At 37.0% G+C, this 18,479-nt stretch carries 18 protein-coding genes; 4 read left to right on the top strand and 14 right to left on the bottom strand.

Annotated features, from left to right (window positions below; all coding sequences use genetic code 11):
* Positions 1-18 precede the first annotated feature (18 nt).
* On the bottom strand, positions 19-1,602 hold the full coding sequence (locus AC27H3_RS12170; RefSeq protein ID WP_487106561.1) for an alkaline phosphatase: 1,584 nt from the start codon (positions 1,600-1,602) through the stop codon (positions 19-21).
* A gap of 792 nt (positions 1,603-2,394) precedes the next feature.
* Here AC27H3_RS12170 and AC27H3_RS12165 point away from each other — a divergent pair.
* The 4 genes from AC27H3_RS12165 to AC27H3_RS12150 all read left to right on the top strand — a co-directional run bounded on the left by AC27H3_RS12165 (position 2,395) and on the right by AC27H3_RS12150 (position 7,456).
* Positions 2,395-2,931: a hypothetical protein gene (locus AC27H3_RS12165; RefSeq protein WP_487106559.1), complete on the top strand. Its 537-nt coding sequence runs from the start codon at positions 2,395-2,397 to the stop codon at positions 2,929-2,931.
* Complete coding sequence (locus AC27H3_RS12160; protein WP_487106557.1) at positions 2,931-4,688, top strand: OmpA family protein; 1,758 nt, start codon at positions 2,931-2,933, stop codon at positions 4,686-4,688. Before AC27H3_RS12165 ends, AC27H3_RS12160 begins: the two co-directional genes overlap by 1 nt.
* 134 nt (positions 4,689-4,822) lie before the next feature.
* Positions 4,823-5,317, top strand: coding sequence for a Rab family GTPase (locus AC27H3_RS12155; protein WP_487106555.1), 495 nt, complete (start codon positions 4,823-4,825; stop codon positions 5,315-5,317).
* A 6-nt stretch (positions 5,318-5,323) separates the two neighbouring features.
* Positions 5,324-7,456 carry a putative bifunctional diguanylate cyclase/phosphodiesterase gene (locus AC27H3_RS12150; protein ID WP_487106553.1) on the top strand — a complete coding sequence of 711 codons (2,133 nt, stop codon included), beginning with the start codon at positions 5,324-5,326 and terminating at the stop codon, positions 7,454-7,456.
* Positions 7,457-7,552: 96 nt separating this feature from the next.
* Here AC27H3_RS12150 and AC27H3_RS12145 read toward each other — a convergent pair whose 3' ends face one another.
* From AC27H3_RS12145 to AC27H3_RS12085, 13 genes are all read right to left on the bottom strand, one after another.
* Positions 7,553-8,779: a class I SAM-dependent methyltransferase gene (locus tag AC27H3_RS12145; protein ID WP_487106551.1), complete on the bottom strand. Its 1,227-nt coding sequence runs from the start codon at positions 8,777-8,779 to the stop codon at positions 7,553-7,555.
* Positions 8,780-8,803: 24 nt separating this feature from the next.
* Positions 8,804-9,622 (bottom strand): DUF1365 domain-containing protein, encoded by an 819-nt coding sequence (locus AC27H3_RS12140; protein WP_487106549.1) that lies wholly within the window; start codon positions 9,620-9,622, stop codon positions 8,804-8,806.
* Positions 9,615-10,898 (bottom strand): NAD(P)/FAD-dependent oxidoreductase, encoded by a 1,284-nt coding sequence (locus tag AC27H3_RS12135; RefSeq protein ID WP_487106547.1) that lies wholly within the window; start codon positions 10,896-10,898, stop codon positions 9,615-9,617. The genes AC27H3_RS12140 and AC27H3_RS12135 overlap by 8 nt, the downstream gene beginning before the upstream one ends.
* Complete coding sequence (locus tag AC27H3_RS12130; protein WP_487106545.1) at positions 10,898-11,656, bottom strand: SDR family NAD(P)-dependent oxidoreductase; 759 nt, start codon at positions 11,654-11,656, stop codon at positions 10,898-10,900. The genes AC27H3_RS12135 and AC27H3_RS12130 overlap by 1 nt, the downstream gene beginning before the upstream one ends.
* The gene (locus tag AC27H3_RS12125; RefSeq protein WP_487106543.1) at positions 11,656-12,132 is read right to left on the bottom strand and encodes a nuclear transport factor 2 family protein; all 477 of its coding nucleotides are present in this window, start codon (positions 12,130-12,132) and stop codon (positions 11,656-11,658) included. Before AC27H3_RS12125 ends, AC27H3_RS12130 begins: the two co-directional genes overlap by 1 nt.
* Before the next feature lie 108 nt (positions 12,133-12,240).
* A complete protein-coding gene (gene phrB / locus AC27H3_RS12120; RefSeq protein WP_487106542.1) occupies positions 12,241-13,644 on the bottom strand; it encodes a deoxyribodipyrimidine photo-lyase in 1,404 nt (467 codons plus the stop codon).
* 20 nt (positions 13,645-13,664) lie between these two features.
* Positions 13,665-14,624: a YbgA family protein gene (locus AC27H3_RS12115; RefSeq protein ID WP_487106541.1), complete on the bottom strand. Its 960-nt coding sequence runs from the start codon at positions 14,622-14,624 to the stop codon at positions 13,665-13,667.
* A gap of 11 nt (positions 14,625-14,635) precedes the next feature.
* A complete protein-coding gene (locus tag AC27H3_RS12110; protein ID WP_487106540.1) occupies positions 14,636-15,325 on the bottom strand; it encodes a ChrR family anti-sigma-E factor in 690 nt (229 codons plus the stop codon).
* A complete protein-coding gene (locus AC27H3_RS12105) occupies positions 15,318-15,944 on the bottom strand; it encodes a sigma-70 family RNA polymerase sigma factor (protein ID WP_487106539.1) in 627 nt (208 codons plus the stop codon). The genes AC27H3_RS12110 and AC27H3_RS12105 overlap by 8 nt, the downstream gene beginning before the upstream one ends.
* Positions 15,945-16,013: 69 nt before the next feature.
* Positions 16,014-16,589 carry an LON peptidase substrate-binding domain-containing protein gene (locus tag AC27H3_RS12100; protein ID WP_487106537.1) on the bottom strand — a complete coding sequence of 192 codons (576 nt, stop codon included), beginning with the start codon at positions 16,587-16,589 and terminating at the stop codon, positions 16,014-16,016.
* Positions 16,590-16,792: 203 nt separating this feature from the next.
* The gene (locus tag AC27H3_RS12095) at positions 16,793-17,353 is read right to left on the bottom strand and encodes a DUF3833 domain-containing protein (protein WP_487106535.1); all 561 of its coding nucleotides are present in this window, start codon (positions 17,351-17,353) and stop codon (positions 16,793-16,795) included.
* Positions 17,350-17,973 carry a chalcone isomerase family protein gene (locus tag AC27H3_RS12090; RefSeq protein ID WP_487106534.1) on the bottom strand — a complete coding sequence of 208 codons (624 nt, stop codon included), beginning with the start codon at positions 17,971-17,973 and terminating at the stop codon, positions 17,350-17,352. Before AC27H3_RS12090 ends, AC27H3_RS12095 begins: the two co-directional genes overlap by 4 nt.
* A complete protein-coding gene (locus tag AC27H3_RS12085) occupies positions 17,963-18,478 on the bottom strand; it encodes a DUF2878 domain-containing protein (RefSeq protein WP_487106532.1) in 516 nt (171 codons plus the stop codon). Before AC27H3_RS12085 ends, AC27H3_RS12090 begins: the two co-directional genes overlap by 11 nt.
* Position 18,479 lies beyond the last annotated feature (1 nt).

The raw sequence follows: 18,479 nt of genomic DNA, 5'->3' as shown, positions 1-18,479 counted from the left end.
TTCCTTTCGATTAGCAGGTTATTTAGCAATTAAGCCAAGAGATTGATTGATGATATGAAACACAACACTTTGCTCGATAACACCTTGTGCCAAATGCGCACCTGGTCCAGAGGCATGTAGACTAATATCTTCGCCTGCATGGGTTTCTGAACTCATAGGTACAGTGGTCTCTTGATGAAAACCGGTTGTTGTCGTATCAACCGTGGTTAAATTTTGGCGACCAGCTAAAGCATCATCGTTATAGCTTAAATCAGCATTAGTTTCGTTCACTAAGTTTCTAAAACCTTTACCATTGGTATAACCAACAGTGGTGTATGGCATGCCATCATCGGCTAACGCAGGTTCAGTTGCCCCCACATTAACCACTTTGCCTAATATAGGATTACCACGTTTCGGGTAACCAGCAATCGTAAAGACATGACTATGATCAGCCGTTACTAAAATTAAAGTTTCTTCTGGGTTAGTGTTATCGATAGCAGCTTGTACGGCGTTAGAGAATTCGATGGTATCGGTTAAAGCGTTATAGGCAGAGCCAGCATGATGACCATGATCAATGCGTCCAGACTCGACAACAAGGAAATAACCTTTGTCATTATTATCTAAAATATCAATAGCTTTGCTAGTAAGTTGTGTTAGCGAAGGCTCACCGGCAATATCATTGCTGCGGTCAGCTTCATATTGCATATGCGATTCATTAAATAAACCCAATACACGTTCTGTGCTGCTAGCATCGATAGCATCAAAACCGGCTTGGTCAATAACATATTGACCATTTTGATACTGCTCTTGCCACTTAGCGGTTAAATCAACGCCATCAGTACGATCACCTTCGATAGCACTGACAGCATCGGCGCTGTTAAAGCTGGCATCTTTAGGTAAAAAGTGACGACGACCGCCACCAAATGCCACTTCAATTCCGTCAACATCAACGCCTGGAAAACGTTGTTCAAGGTTTTTTTCAAAATCAATAAGCTGGCTGGCAATATCGATACAGCCTGCAGTTACAGCAGCTTCTGGCATATCAGATACATCTTCCCAATTACGATCAGCTGACTTTGCATAACTGGCTGCCGGTGTTGCATGAGTAATACGAGCCGTTGAAATAATCCCCGTCGACAAGCCTTTAATCTCGGCCACTTCTAATGAGGTAACTAATTCATTTCCACTAACAGTTGAGCAATCACCACGCTCAATATCTTCATCAACGCCAATTACGCCAACATCGGTTTTAACACCCGACATCATTGCCGTCATGGTGCCAGCGGAATCAGGCGTTTGTGCATCTACATTATAGGTTTTTACTTGCGCTGAATAAGGAAACTCTTCGAAGCTCAAATAGCCCTCTTCACCCGACTGACCTTTATTTTGTCCATCTAAAATACGTGCTGCGGTTAAGGTAGAAAGTCCCATACCATCACCGACAAATAAAATGACATTTTTTGCTTTATTGCGTGTTGTTAATTTCGTTTTAGCCAGTACTGTTTGTTGGCCATCAACAAACCATTGGCTGTCTTTTTGCACATTAGGTAAAACGCCAGCGACGGCAACGCTAGAGAGTAAAAAAGATGACAAAGCTGAAAGTGAAACCCAGGTCGAGTTCATAATGCTTCCTTTAGTGTTGTTTTTAGTGAAATAGGTTTTGCTAATGCACATGCACTAACATCACCAGCATGCTAAGCACTAAAAATGACAGTAAGGTAAAAGAAAAATGAACGAACGATGAAAGCTTTATTGCAGAAATGTGACGTTAAAACACCATAATGAATTCGGTCGAAAAAACTAAGCCACGAGTACAATAGCGGCTAGTAACATAAATACTGCAGCAGTTATTAAGTGGTTTACGATTGGGTAGGTAAAAATAAGTTGATTATCATCTTGCATAAATAACTCCACTGTAAAATTTTTTGATCAAGTAATACAATAGAGTCTGCTATAGCAGATTAAGTTCCAAACTTTACGCTTCCATACGTTTAAGCGGCTTTGTGCCATGGATAATATGTAGTCAAATTCAATTAACCCTTCAATTTTTGCATTCGAATTAACTAAAAAACCTGCTCATTGCTTGTTTAAGCACTACGGAGTTGAGCTCTTTGCATGAAATAATTTTACTAATTAAAGGCGCAATACTCATTATGCATTTAATTGATCGCCCTCCTGTGCTGTATTTCATCATCCAAATCACTAAAGTCATATTTTAAAATGCTTTTTTGACTTAAATCTATCTTATGAATAATAAACCGCACATCGCTTACAAATTATAGACAATCATAAACAAGTATAATAATGTTAAATAGGTGTATTTTTGATGACTAAATGCGTGAAAAACAGGATGTTTTCAAATTTTGCGTTACACTAAATTTATCACAATTGTCTAATAATAATGGAATGTAGTAGATGTCTAACAATAAAACCGCCAAGAAATCAGAGCCTCAAGATGAATCTCCCGTTAATGAACTAGATCAACTCAGACAAATTGTATTTGGCGTTGCCGAACAACAATTAAAAAAGCAAATTGCATTAACGCGCAGTGATTTAGAACAAGCATTAAATACGCAGAACATTAGCATTACAAATCGGCTTGATAAAATGCAAGAAAATTTCACTCAACAGTTTGCCGATGTTGAACAAAGAATACAGCACCTAGACAAAACACATGATGAAAACGAATTAGTCATACAGAAAGATCTTGCCAGTTTAGCGTCAGAACATGAAATGTTTGCTACAGCTACGCAACAAGACTTTAAAGCTATGGAACAAGCACTAGATAGTGGTAGCCAAACACTCTCTCATAACTTTAACGAACAACTTGATCAATTAAAAACACACCTTGAAAGCGTATCAAAAGAGCTTAGTTCATCAAAAACCGACAGAAAAACACTCGCTAAATTGCTAGCAACTATGGCGACTAATTTAGAAGATGATGAATTATAATGCCATCCGATGCAGCAAAAGAAGCTGAATCAGCGCAACAATTAGAACAAGTCCGTACATTATTACTGGGTAAAGATAACAGTAGAATTACAGACAGTTTAAGAAAAGATGCCCGTAAAATAGTAGCTGAAGTTATCACTGAAGCGCTGCACGATAGGCAGCAAAAAGATAATTCAGTAGATAAAGTACTACAACCCTTTGTAGAAGATTCAGTTCAAACATCTGTCGCCCATAACCGCGAACAAATGGTCACTTCTTTATATCCCATTGTTGGTAGTTTAGTGAGAAAATCAGTCGCGGCTTTTCTCAGCGACTTTATGGAAAAAACCAATCAATTAATAGAAAACAGTTTCACAATTAAAGGCCTAACGTGGCGTTTTAAAGCCCGACAAACTGGCGTTAGTTACGCACAATATGCCGCCTCACAAACTTTTGTCTATCGTGTGGAGCATGTTTTTCTTATTCACCGAGAAACCGGTCTTTTGTTAAACACTGTCGCATTAGGTAGCGAAAACAAGAGTGATGCAGACATTGTCTCGGCAATGTTAACAGCGATTAACGATTTTGTTGGTGATTCATTTTTAACGAGTGATGATCAGCTCAAAGAACAATTACAATCAGTTAGTACAGAAAACTTTAATTTATTAATAAAACCCGGTCCAAGTGCCCTTGTTGTGGCAGCAGTAACAGGAAATCCCCCACAAAGCATAAGCGATCAACTCCAATTAACCGTTGAAAACATCCATAGTTTATACCTAGAAGATCTCAATAACTTTAATGGCGATAACCAACAATTTGGCAAAACTGACGGCCTGCTTCGCGACTGTTTATTATCAGAACAAAAAGAAGCTCTGACTAGCAAGCAAAAAACACCTTGGTTTGCTTGGGCCATTGTTCTTTTAATATTGTTATATAGCGGGTACAAAGGCGTTAATTGGTTAAAAACGTCGCAATTACATGACAAAATAATGCAGTTAGACTCTCAACCTGGGGTCATTATTAAGCAGCTTGAAATAGATAACCTCAAGGCAATAACGCTTGATGTATTACGCGATCCTGACGCTATTGAATTAACTGATTGGCTTAACAGCAATGTATTAAATGTGGCACACTTCACAATAATAGAGCGTAAATATTACTCTTTAGACATCCCGATATTACACCAACGTATAGAACGTATTAATAATACATATCCTGGCGTTAATTTTACTTGGCAAAATAATCTCCTCGTTCTTTCTGGTACTTTAAACCTAACAAAAACCGAACAACTCCTAAACACCTTAGGGCTTGCAGGCTTTACAGTCGGTAATAATTTAAATAAGGCACAATTACAGTTAGCAACATCCCAACCTAATGCCGATACTCAACAAGTAAAACAACAGTTAGCTAATGAGATTATTGGCCGAATTGCAGCGCTACAATTGAATTTCCCTGTTGCTGTTGAAACCATTACCCCTGAGATGCAACTTACCTTAAAGCGACTTTATCAATACATTCAACAATTAGAGCCGCTGGCACAAACACTTAACTTAAAGTTTGGCTTACTCGTTTTAGGCAGCAGTGATAATACCGGCAATAAGTCGACTAACTTAACCATTAGCCTACAAAGAGCAAATAACGCTGCTGATGTACTACAGCAGTTCGGTATTGATAAAACAAAAATGTTTGTCTTAGGCTTGGGACAAATTGATATTAACGATATCACTAACTCAGCAAGAACCGTGATGTTTAATGTTATTCTTACCAATAACAATTAACAGCCTAAATAATAAGGTGACACTAGCAAAAATAAGCGTAGTATTTTACTCATACTACGAACATGTAGAGTTATACAAAGCAAGAATTAAAAGCTTAATAAAACCACCTAGCTGTCGAATATGGAGATGACGCTTTGATTCAAAAGAAAATATGCCTTTTAGGGGCATCCAGTGTTGGCAAAACAAGTTTGGTCAAACAATTTGTTGAAGGTATTTTTAGTGAAAAATACCTCACCACCATAGGGGTAAAAATAGACAAAAAAACCATCACCTTCGAAAATAAACAAATTCAGTTCATGCTCTGGGATATGGAAGGTAATGACACTTATAACGTTTTTCAAGAAAGGTACTTACGTGGCGCAGCTGCTTACATTATCGTTGTTGATCAAACCCGCACATCTTCATTTCATGAAGGTTTAGATATACATACACTCGCTCGACAAGTGAGTAACTGCCCTGCTGTATTAACCGTTAATAAGAACGACTTACCTGCTACTTGGAATATTGAAAACCATGAAAATAAGGTTTACAAAGACTTGTTTGATCTACATTTTTCTACCAGCGCTAAAACAGGGGAAAATGTAGAAGCCATGTTTTTAGCCTTGGCTAAGTTGTTATTAAAGGGATGAGTAAATATGACCTCGCTATTAAATAAAGTAATAAACGCCCTTGAACAAATCATTTTAGAAGTTATTGATCCTACAACCGGAACCGTTAGGTGGGTAGAAGGCGAAGGAGACTGGGCGAATGATTTATTTCCACAAGCGGGCAATCAGCAAGTATTTACCATCAATGAAGAAACACCTTTTTTATTCGATTTTCTCTACGACGCCAAATTGTTGTGGAAAGAAAATGAAAACGGCAGGTTACGTTCAGGTTTGTGGACTGAAACAACATTAAATAATACAGAATTACATTTAGAGGCTATCGCAATAAAACAACAACAGCATAATATTCTGGTTATAACAAACCAACGTGAAGACTTTAAAGTACAACAAAAAACTAAACAGGTAGCACGTGAAGTTTTATTATCCTATGATCGGCTTTTCTTGAAAAACGAGTATTTACACACTCGATTACTCTCAATTTTAAACCAACCCTCAGAACAAAGTCATATTTTAACAACTCTGGCTAAAGTCATAGAAAATGCTGAATTCGCGGTATTTATTGCCAGTAGCGATTTTAATACAAATATAGAAAACACGGCAGCCCTTAGTCTTTTTGAAGAACAAACGTTTCACGGCTCAGAGCCTAAGCGTCCCATCAATATTATTCTTAACTTAATGCAGAACCAATTACCTGAGTACGAACGAATAATAGCGACTCACTCAAGTTGGGATGGCGAATTATGTTGGATTTCGCCACCATCGACACTTAAATGGCTAAAAGTAGCTTTTTATCCTGTATTAAATAAGCTGCATGAAGTTGAGAATTGGATAATATTTGCCAACGACATCAGTACAGTTAAACACTTGGTTCAGCGTAACGAAAAGCTTGCTATGCAAGATATGCTAACAGAGTTACCAAATCGTTATGCTTTTTTACAAACACTAGAAAAACATATTATTAGTGCCCAAGCATTTTATTTACTCTATATCGATATTAACGAATTTAGGCGCCACAACGAATTTTATGGCCATGAAGAAGGCGACAAATTACTGGTTGAGCTGAGTAAACGCATTAGCGCAGCAGTTAAGTCTACAGACTATGTGGCCCGAGTTGGCGGTGACGAATTTGCAATTATTCTTGCAAACATTGACAACCAAACTAGTTGCGAATTGGCTATTCAGCGAATTATTGAAAGTATAAACAAACCGTTTCACACAAAAAAATCGAACAGTTTTCATATTAGTATCAGCGTTGGAGTAGCCAATTACCCTAACGACGCTCAAAATGTTGATGAATTGATGAAGTTTGTTGATTTGAGTGCCTATAATGGAAAGAAAAATAAAAAGAATACTGTGCAGTTTTACTCACAATCAATGAAAGACGCTTCACAGCATCTTATTATAGTTGAGCAAGAGCTCAGGCAAGCCATAACAAATAACGAGTTTGAACTCTATTTACAACCTATTATTGATATAAAAACAAATTGTATCAATAAAGCTGAAGCCTTGATTCGTTGGAATCACCCTGAAAAAGGCTTGGTAAGCCCTGATGATTTTATTCCAGTAGCCGAAAGAAGCGGCTTAATAATTACCATAGGTGAATGGGTAATTAATCGTACCTGCCAAATCTCAAAACAGTTAAGCAAACTCGGCTTTGATATTAAAATATCAATGAACCTATCTCCTTCTCAAGTCGCCGATAGCAATTTATTTACCTATTTAAAAGACTGTATTCAAAACAATCAAGTTAACCCTTATTTATTAGAGTTAGAGGTAACTGAAGATGTATTAGTTGATGATTACTCAGTTGTAGAAACATTGTTAAGCAATGCAAGAGCAATGGGCATGAGTGTATCGGTTGATGATTTTGGTACTGGTTACAGCTCACTTTCTTACTTAAAGAAATTACCGTTAGATTACTTAAAAATCGACCGAACTTTTATTAAAGAAATTGTTGCTGACGATAACGATAAAGCCATAGTAAAGGCAGTTATTGCCATGGCACATAATTTAAATTTATGTGTCACGGCAGAAGGAGTAGAAACACAAGAACAATTAAGCTTCTTAGTCGATAATGCCTGTAACTCGGTGCAAGGTTATATGTTTAGTCGACCGATCAGTGTAAAATATTTTATAAAACTGCTTAATGAACAGCTCTAATATCTTTACTATCAGCAAACCTGAACAAAGGCTTTCTGCTTTGTTCAGCCTTTAGTCGCTTTATAACTGATACTGGGCAAGACAATATTTTTGATGTTATTTTCTTGCAACTAAGTGCACTGTGCTGGTTGAGCGTTCAAGAAAAGCCCCTTCGCAGTAAGCAAAATAATACAACCAAAGTCGCTTAAATTTTTCATCGTAACCAAATGGCTTTAATTCAGGCCAAGATTGTAAAAATGTTTCGCGCCAATGAGCAAGCGTTTTTGCGTAATCTAAACCTATATCATTAACCGATTCGGTAACTAAATCAGTATATTGCGTTAAATTTTCGGTCAAAACAGTAACCGAAGGTAAAAAACCGCCAGGGAAAATATAACGCTGTATAAAGTCGACATTACGTTTGTAGTGTTCAAAGCGTTGATCGGCAATAGTAATGGCTTGGATCAACAATTTTCCACCCGGCTTTAATCTTTCATTGCACTGTTTAAAGAAACTCGGTAAATATTCAAAACCAACCGCTTCTATCATTTCAATCGACACGAGTTTGTCGAATTCACCAGTTAAATCTCTGTAGTCTTGTTTTAGTAAGGTTATTTTGTCTTTAAGTCCTAGTTGCTCAATACGCTGTTTAGCATAATCATATTGTGCATCAGATATAGTTGTGGTGGTTACTTTACAACCATAATGTTGTGCAGCGTAAATGGCTAAGCCGCCCCAACCTGACCCTATTTCCAATAAATGATCACTTGCCGTTAACTCTAAACGCTGACAAATGGTCGACATTTTATGTAATTGCGCATCAGCTAAACTGGCATCTTGGCTTGGGTATATCGCCGAAGAATACATCATTTCGGGGTCAAGAAAGCGCGTATACAATTCATTACCTAAATCATAATGTGCCAAAATATTTTTCTTAGATCCTGACTGACTATTTCGGTTCCCGCGATGCAACAACGCATATTTAAGCTTAGTTAACCAAGGTTTTTGCTTTTCAAGTTTGTCTACTTCTTGCTGTGCACGAGCAAATATACGAATAACCGTGGTTAAATTAGGGCTACTCCATTTCCCTGCGATATAGGCTTCTGCTACACCGATAGAGCCACCTTTAACAAAGTCTTTATAGACACTGTTATCATGAATATTAATACGACCAAGTAAAGATTTGTTTTCAGCAAATTCTGGGAAAAGTAAACGTTGGTTATGCTCAACGAGTTCAATTTGACCATATTGAATTTTTGCAAATACGTTGAAAACTAAACTACGACAACGTTTTTCTATCCAACTTGCTGGTTTTTTAACTTTCAAACCTGATACTTGTTCCACCACTAAACTCCTGTTTTAGAATTTTTATTTACTTTTTTGATAACCAATAAAAGGTATACGTTTTAAAAATATTTTCATGGCTTGCCAATAGATACCAAAAATAATTTTTAGGGTCATTACTGGAATATTTAGCCAAAGCTTCCATAGCGCTGTGCGGTTAAATGCAGCTTTAGTTAAATTCATCGTGACATCAAATATTCTTCTGTCTTGCTTTAACTCGGTATCAGACATTTTTTCAGTATTATCTTGACCATATAAATGATTCTCAATATGCACCATTAAGTTTGAACTATGCTCAGTTGGTGGCTTAATACGCCACTTATAGCACATATTTAAATCCATAAAAGGCGACACCTGAAAGTTCTTATTCGTTGAGTGTGGTATTGCCGCTTTATTTTTATCGCTACTAATCAAGGGGACTAAATAATAGTGCCTTTCGTTCCATGGCGTATTACTTACTTCAACCAACACTTGTGTACAGTTGTTGCTAACGTCATAACAAAAATAAAAATTGGCTGGACTAAAATAAATACCTAAACACCTAACCTGAACTAGCATACTAATGCGACTTATATCCTCAAAACCCGATAACGACGCTACCTTATTCTTTATACGTTGTTTAAGTGTGTTTGGTTCACCTCTAAGGTAATCACTTTCTTTAAACCTCAATAAGTTGAACCAAGAAAAACCCAAAATTCCACCAGGCACTTTCTTTGCCTGCATTTCGTCAACATCTAACGCAAGCATATAAAGCTTATAACTAAAACTATGCGACTTTGGGGTATGGCGCCTATGTCTAATTTGTCCGCGATAAATGTGACTTAATGTTGAAAGATCAGTCATTAGCGTGATTTGAAGCTAAAGGCTGCAAAAAACAGTCAAAGCGTTGAGCAATATCTACACCGCTTCTAACGCCATCTTCATGGAAACCACTATACCAATATGCCCCAGCAAAATGAGTATGTTGGTGCCCACATATTTCCAAGCGTTTTTGCTGAGCATTTATAGATTCTGTAGAAAAAACCGGATGATGATAAGTAAATTCACGTAAAATTTTACTTTGATCTATATCTTCTAGCTGATTCAAAGTGACACAAAAAGTATGATCTGAGCTTAAACCTTGCAAAATATTCATATTGTAAGTCACACTAGCAGGCTTAGCTCTATTACCATTTAACTGATAATTCCAACTTGCCCAAGCCTTTTTCCTTTTCGGCAATAAATTAATATCGGTATGCAAAACCACTGAATTTTCACTATATGGAATAGCGCCGAGAATTTTTTGCTCTTGCTCAGTTGCATCACCCAATAATGACAGTGCTTGATCTGAATGACAGGCTATAACAACTTCATCAAACGTTTGCACATCACCATTGGTAAAATAGATCTGTACTGCATTATTTTCTCTCGTAATCTTTTTTATATCCGCATTTAGATGGATATTATCTGCAAATGGCTCACACAGCGGCGCTAAATAACTTCTCGACCCACCAGGCACAACGTACCACTGAGGGCGGTCCGCTATATTTAATAATCCATGATTATGAAAAAACTTAACAAAAAAATGAAATTGAAACTCTTGCATTTGTATCAATGAGCTAGACCAAATAGCCGCCCCCATAGGTAAAATATAATGTTCTGCAAAGTAATAACCAAAGTCATTTTCTTGTAAAAAATCTCCTAAAGTTAAACTCTCATCATAGTTTTTAGCGTGATAACTTTGCTTACAAAGCTTATTAAACCTAAGAATTTCTTTTACTAACAACCAAAATTTAGGGTTAAATATATTGCGACGCTGAGCAAACAATGTGTTTAAGTTATGGCCGTTATATTCCATGCCCGAATCTGAGTTATGTACTGAAAAGCTCATTTCGGTTTCTTGTTTACCTATGCCTATTTCATTAAGAAGCGCTAAGTAGTTTGGATAGGTTTTATTATTAAAAACGATAAAGCCTGTATCAATAGCATAGTGTTGTCCGGCTAATTCAACATCAACAGTTGCCGTATGGCCACCAATATTGGCAGACTTCTCAAAAACACTTACTTGATGCTTTTTCGACAGCAAATAGGCGGCGGTTAGACCTGAAACTCCTGAGCCAATAACGGCAATACGTTTCATCAGTTGTTATCCTTTACATTATTGTTATTTTTTAAAGCCATACCCTGCCAAACAAACGTTGGCAGCAATGCAATTAACTTCATAATTAAAGTTAAGCGCTTAGGGAATTGCAAATACGATTTACCTACTTCAACTCCTTGGTATATTCTTTTCGCGGCTTGTTCACTGGTGAGTAAAAATGGCATAGGAAAATCATTTTTATCTGTTAATGGTGTCTTTATAAACCCTGGGTGCACTAAAGTAACGGCTATATTTTCTGCTTTTAAATCTAATCGTAAACTATTCGCTAAATAGTCAACTCCCGCTTTCGAGGCACCATAAGCTTCAGCTCGAGGAAAAGGTAATATAGTGGCACTAGAGCTAATGAAAACCACTTTTCCACCCTGAGGAATTTTAGTCAAAAAATTCTCTAACAGGTGACCTAAGCATTGTAAGTTGGTGGCGATAACGCTAGAAAAAAGTGCACCGTCAAATGATTTGGCATCGTCAATATAACGACAATCGCCAGCATTTAACATTAAGATATCAATATGCTTTATCTCGCTAAGCTGACTTGCTGCCTGACAAATTTGCTCGGTATTTGTAACATCAAAAGCCAGTGGAATAATATTATGATGCAGGTTTGATAATTGTTTTAGCTTCTGCTCATTTCGACCACAGGCAATTACTTGATAATCATGAGCTAAATATTGCTGCAACAATGATTCACCTATACCTGACGTTGCGCCTGTAATAAGCACTGTCTTTTGTCTGCTCATTACGATACTGCCTTCTTTTTAAACCAACGAATAATGCGGCCAAATAAAGGTAACTGTTCATAAAGCATCGCACCTAAATCTAGGTAATCTCGATGATAAATAACTTTATCTTCAACACCTTTTAAATGAGAACTGCCTTGAACACTTACCACCTTGCCTGAGTTTAAACGTGGATGTTGGTAGTTCATTTGCCAATAAATTGTGGCTTCTTCTCCATCCACCAATACGTGCTCAATATAAAAATTACAATAATTAAGGTTTTGATAGAGTTGTTTAAAATAATGATTAAATTGTTCAATACCCGACAATTGATGTAATGGATCTATAAAAATAATATCGCGATGATAAACCTCGTTGAGTAACTGTAAGTTGTCGATTGATAATTGTTGATAAATATCCACAAACTTAACCAACCAGGCTAAACTTTGACCATGAGCAGATAACTCATTAACACGCATAGCTTTATTATTTGACATAAACACTCTTCATAGTTTCGACGAATCTACTTAAATTCAGTAGATAGTTTTTGGACGCTAAACAAGGCTAAAATAGGTTACCTGTTATACCTATTTAAATGACGATTATTACCGATAAAAATCAAGTGCCGCTAACCTTGCTTGCTTATGCTCAACTATTGCTGGCCAATAAATTGATAACCTTTCTTTTGCAATATGTTTATGCGGAAAATGTATTTCTTTATCAGGCAATTGCGCCAGCTCTGGTATAAATTTACGTATAAACTCACCTTTTGGATCAAATCTTTCGCTTTGTCTGATCGGGTTAAAGACTCGAAAATAAGGTTGAGCATCACAGCCGGTACTTGCCGCCCATTGCCAACCGCCATTATTAGCAGCTAGGTCACCATCAATTAACTGCTGCATAAAGTATTTCTCTCCCCAGCGCCAATCAATTAATAAGTGCTTTGTTAGAAAACTCGCCACCACCATGCGCAATCGATTATGCATCCAGCCGGTTTGGTTTAGCTGTCTCATTGCCGCATCAACCAAAGGGTAACCCGTTTTACCTTCGCACCATTGAGCAAATAAGGTTTTATTATTCGGCCAGTTCACTGCGCTATACTTAGGATTGAAGCAGGCATGCTTAGATAAATCTTGTCGGTGGAAAATTAAATTTCGGTAAAATTCTCGCCAAATTAATTCATTTAGCCAAGTAAATTCTTCACTGTCTGAAGCCACTAAAATATCGGGAAATCGTTGCAGAAAAAGCATAAGCAAATAACGAGGGCTAATGGCACCTATGGCTAAATAAGGAGATAAACCAGAGGTTGCTTTTATCGCAGGAAAGTCACGTTTATTAGCATAGTTTGCGACTTTATATTGATAAAAATCAGGAATCACCTGTTGCTCAACTTGTTCAGCTAACGGCCAAGAATCTGACGTGCCAACACAATCTAATGGCGCTTCAAAATTTTGTTTTTTTTCTTCAATCTGACTTGCTGAAAGTACCGAGCTAGGTTTACCTAAATAGGAAAAACCGTGTTGTTTAACATAACTTAGCCATGCACGTTTATAGGGTGTAAACACCTTATACATTTCATTAGTTTTATTAAGTACTTGTCCTTTTTTTACAATGACATCACTTTCAAACATGCGTAACGGAACGCCTTGGGCAATACACGCGGCGTCACGCTGTTGCTCATTAAATTCTATTTCTTGGTTAGCAATAACTTCAGCAATATTATGCTGTTGGCAATATTGCTTTAAGTAAGAAATTTGCGCTGAAAAATCATCACAATGTACAACTTCTAAGGTAATATTTAATGATAACAACTGCTCTGCCAGTGCATTAACATGACGCTTGATAAAATCAATTTTAATCGCTGACCAATCATGAGTTAGCCATTGTTTTTCACTGACAAAAAAAATGGCCTTTGCCATTTCCGAGCTTTGATGTTGCTGGAGGAAATAATCTAAGGCTGGATTATCGTGAATTCTTATATCGTTGCGAAACCAAAGTAACAAGGACATTCCTTAATAATTAATTGGGTTTAATAGCCGTATCTTAATTTTAACGACTCAGGATATGGGTTTAGGTAAGCTTGTTGAGCTAAGTAATCGTTAGGATGACCCAATAAATAATGATTTATCAGCGTTAAAGGCACCATTAAAGGCATTAATCCCTCACGATAAGCATCAATTTGTTGTGATAGTTCTTTGCGTTGATCTTTATTTAAGTATTTCGAGAAGTAACCTTGAATATGAGAAAGTGTATTCGCGTGATTTTTACGTGTTGCTACCCGTTTTAAAGCAGTCATTAGCCCCGCTATATATTGCTCAGCCATATCTTCTAGCGCAATATCTGCACTGGCCAATAAACGTCCTAGCTGCTTATACGCAACAAGATCATGACTCATTAGTGTGTATTTATATTGGGCATGAAAACTCGTAAGTTTATGCTTACTTATGCCAGACTCAACTACCGACAACCAGTGACGATAAGTATAAACTCGAGCAACAAAGTTCTCTCTCAGAATAGGATCGTTTAAACGGCCATTTTCTTCACAAGGCAATAACGGGTTGGCTTTCATAATTTCTCGAGAGAACACACCAACACCTTGAGCTTGTAAAGGGTCTCCGCTTGGTGAATATACTTTTACACGCTCCATGCCGCAGCTTGGACTTTTAGCACAAAACACATAACCACTAAGATTTTGTGAAAGTGAGGCTATTTTTTTGCCGTAGGCTTTAATTGCTGCCGTAACATCACCTGTTCCGTCAGGTCTAGATACTTTTATCATTTGTTCATCTTTGATCAGACGAATAGTCGGTCGGGGTATCGGCATACCAACAGCAACTTCTGGGCAATAAGCTTTGTACGTAACATGCTGCCCCAATTCTTTATTACAAAAATTAGAAGGTTTGTTGCTAGCATCGAATCTAACTTTCTCACCAATTAAACATGCACTGATGCCGACAATAACATCTTCTTTGCCAAATTCTTTATACATAACAATCTCTACTAGTAGATAAACGCACCAATAGGGTTTAGTAATTTATTAATCCCTTGGGTAAAGTGTAGTGCATCATTAGCTACTGTATAGCAAAGACAACCATGTTCTGTTGCGGGTTGGTGCTGATGACGTTTATCTAGCATGATAAAATCACCCGCAACATACTCACCTTGTTCATCAGCAAAAGTACCCGCTAACAAAAGTGTTAACTCAAAGCCTTTGTGAGTGTGCTCAGGGATTGAACCACCAGGGCCAATATGCAATAAATTGGTATGAATCTCCCCTTCACCTAAATTGATTCGAGCGCGAGATAATTTTCCAATTTGAGCAGTTCTACCTAACTCCATATTACGTAGCGCATTAGGAAGTGAGTACTGCATACCTTTAAAAGTTATTAATTTTTCTTTTGCTATAACTTTTGCCGGCGCGATGTCATCAGAAGCTGTAATTTCACTAATAATGTCATCGAAGCTCATTTGTGCAGCTTCAAGCGTATGAGCACTTTCTGATACTGGCATTTTAATTAGCATGTCTTGCTCAAAGCTAGCTTCAGCAACTTGTTCTGTAAGCTGAGATATTTTTTGTTGGCAGATTGGACACATGTCAGCGTGTATTGCTATACCTGCAGCAAGCGAAGCAGGCAAATCACCATCCACAAAACTTTTTAACAAGGAAAATTTAGGGTGGTGTTTAATCATGATCTTCTCCTAATTTCAATTTCAGCTTACCAAGCGCAAGCCTTAGTCGAGATTTTATTGTGCCTAGTGGTAAATTTAAATGAACAGCAAGCTGCTCTTGCGACATTTCCAAAAAGTAAAAACCTTTCACCACTTGTTGTTGATTTTCAGGCAGCGTATCAATAATACCTTTTAAGTTACGGCTTTGAATATGGTCACTAAAAACGTCGTCTTCTGTATGTTCAGATTCAGCCAGTGGCCATATATCATCACTAAGTGTGTCTTCTTTGTTAGCTTTCATTTTACGTAACAAATCAAAAGTAACATTACGCATAATGGTGTAAACCCAAGTTGTTGCCGCGCCTTTGTTATCGTCAAATAGGTGCGCTTTTCTCCAGACATTAGTCATGGTGTCTTGCACAACTTCTGCGGCGAGCGCTTCACTGTTTAATTTACCTTGTGCAATACCTTTAATTTTGGGTGCGAAGAAGCTAAACACTTCAGTAAATGCTTGCTTGTCTCTATTGTCAGCTATCAATTTAAGCCATTGACAAAGTTGGGGATGATCGATTTTATTAGTCATATCACTAGATGTAGCATTTGCTTTATGACTTGGCAACTCTGAATGCGATAACTGCATAGTTCTTACCCGATATTTTACTTATGACAATTAATACGCAGTGCGAACATCATAAGATCACTTTAGTATTTAAATTAATTCATCGGCTAAAATTATGCGCTGTAAAAGTTGTTTGGCTTGGCTGTACGAGTCTTGAGTGGTGAACATTATTTTTTCCGATAACTCTATTGGAATAAGCTCAATCCAACGTGCAACTACCCAATCGCCGCTTGAGAAGCATTGCTTTTGATATAAGTCACTTAATTCATTGTTTTCATTAAAAAGTTTACTAAGTGAAGTGGATAATTCACTGGTAGTTTCATCTAAATTAACTTCAGACCAGTGCGCTACTGGGCTTACATTGCCATGATGAAGTTTAATGTTATCTTGGCTAATACTTTGTATATCAACAAGGCACTTGCAATGAACATCAATGAGTAAAATACCATCGTAACTCTGTTCAAAATTTATTATCTCAACCCAACTCCCCACATGCGGGGCACTAGATTTATCATCTTTATCATTACTTAAAATAACAAACCCTTGGTTTTTCATTGCTAACGAAACCATTTTTAAATAACGCGCTTCAAATATTCTCAGCCGTGTAATACCTTGCGGCAATATAAATATCGGCAACGGAAAAATAGGTAAGTTAATAGTAGGCATCGGCGTTAAGTAACTCAATTATGTTAGTAGATGTTCTTTATACGTAGAGAAGCTAAAAAACGATCAAAAAAAAGCCTCATAATGAGGCAAGGGATTTACACAGCGGGAACAAATTTGTTTGTATATTTTTTTATACATAATTTAGTTATACGTAATAAATTTAGAAAAGATCAAATAATGTATAACAAAGCTTATTTAAAGCGTTAATTACTTAATTCACAGCGCTTAACCGGTGGTTGCTTATCAAAGAACAAGGTTATTTCTGCAACGGTTACACCAAATTTTTTCATTTTTGTTCGATTAAAAACACGATGTTCATCAATTTTGTACATCCAATCATCTAGTGAAAGTTCAATAACATCGTTATCTACTGGTACGCTCAAGTTATACTGCCACTGAAAAGCAAGCCCCACTTGTTGACCCATAGCTACACCAACCACATCTTCAGCACGTCCTTGATAATAACCTTGATCTAACTTTGTTAACTGCCAATTCCGATAACTAATTTCACCATCAGCAAAATAAAACACTTCTTTTAATATACCTTCATTATTTTGCCATTGACCATCAAGCTCAACACAAAAACGACGCGTAACTTTATTGCTATAGTCTTGCACCATTCCCCAAGCTATCGATTTTCCGGTAAAGTATTGTTTTATATCTAAGCTCGGCGATGTTGCTTTGTAGTCTGATAACTGTGCTGTACAACTTGATAGCAAGAAAATTAGGCCAATAATTATCGGCATACTTAGGTATTTAATCACGCATTATCTCCTAGTAGTTTTAATCGTAACTTAGGTTCACTGGTACCTTCGTCTATCCAAATACTGAGAAACGTTTTAGCAAACGTTGCACTGTCAATTTCACCAATGAATTTACTATTTAAATAAAATAACGTTTTATTCTCTTGAGTTAACATTGATAGCCTATCACCAGCATTTATGTCTAACCATATTCGTTCTAATAAAGGTAAAAATACCGCATACTCACTTTCTTTAAATGATAAATGTTGCCATTGCGATACGGTATTATCTAATAAGTCCTTTTTACTGATATCGCGCAAATATTCAATCTCGAATAACGATTGCTGGCAGGTATCTTCAAACGGTCTTTGACCATCGGTGGTGAGTAAGGCGCTTTCATATATATCCCAAAACAACACTGAAAACTTGGCTTTACCTAATAAAATAAAAGGCTGTTCTGCCAAGTATGCTGATAGGTTATTCGGATTAATGAATGGCTGATCTGGCGCAGCGCAACTTATTTCAGTATTAATACTCTTTGCACCATTTACTAAATCATTACTTTTATTAGCAAAAGTTTGTAAAGGCCATAAAAAAATAATCACGAACATTGCTTTAAATGCTTTAGCATTAACCAACATTGCTTTTCTCCTCTAAAGTTAGCAGCCAACGACTTAACGAAAAAATAACTAACATTAACGGTGCCCATACACTGGCAAGTAAGAAATAAGTAACACCTAATGACGGTACGAAATAAACCACCGATAATTTGGCCCCTGCGATATAACTTAAGGGTGCAAAAATAGCCCCGACAAAAAGTTGTAATAGCTTCGAGTTTTCAAGAAACGCCAAGCTATGTCGAATAGTCCCAGCGAAAACAAACCAGAGGGTGGTTAGCCAGAGCGGAATACCATGGCTACCAGGAAAAATAAAAACTCCTGAATAGACTAAAGCGTGATCAAGCCCAATACCTGCAGCCGCTACCAAAAATATTAATAACATTTCGTTTTTAGTCACTCGAAAAAACCAAAGCTGAGCAATAAATATCATACTGGCTATAGGTATAAATAAATTTCCGATAAAAACTAGTCCAAACCAAGCTATGTTGAATCCGACTAAATTGAACAAAATAGGCTTTTTACTCATA

The sequence above is a fragment of the Colwellia sp. NW0002-52-1 genome, assembly GCF_057550865.1.
The sequence above is the reverse complement of the archived record's forward strand: the minus strand, read 5'-3'. Positions and strand labels throughout refer to the sequence as shown.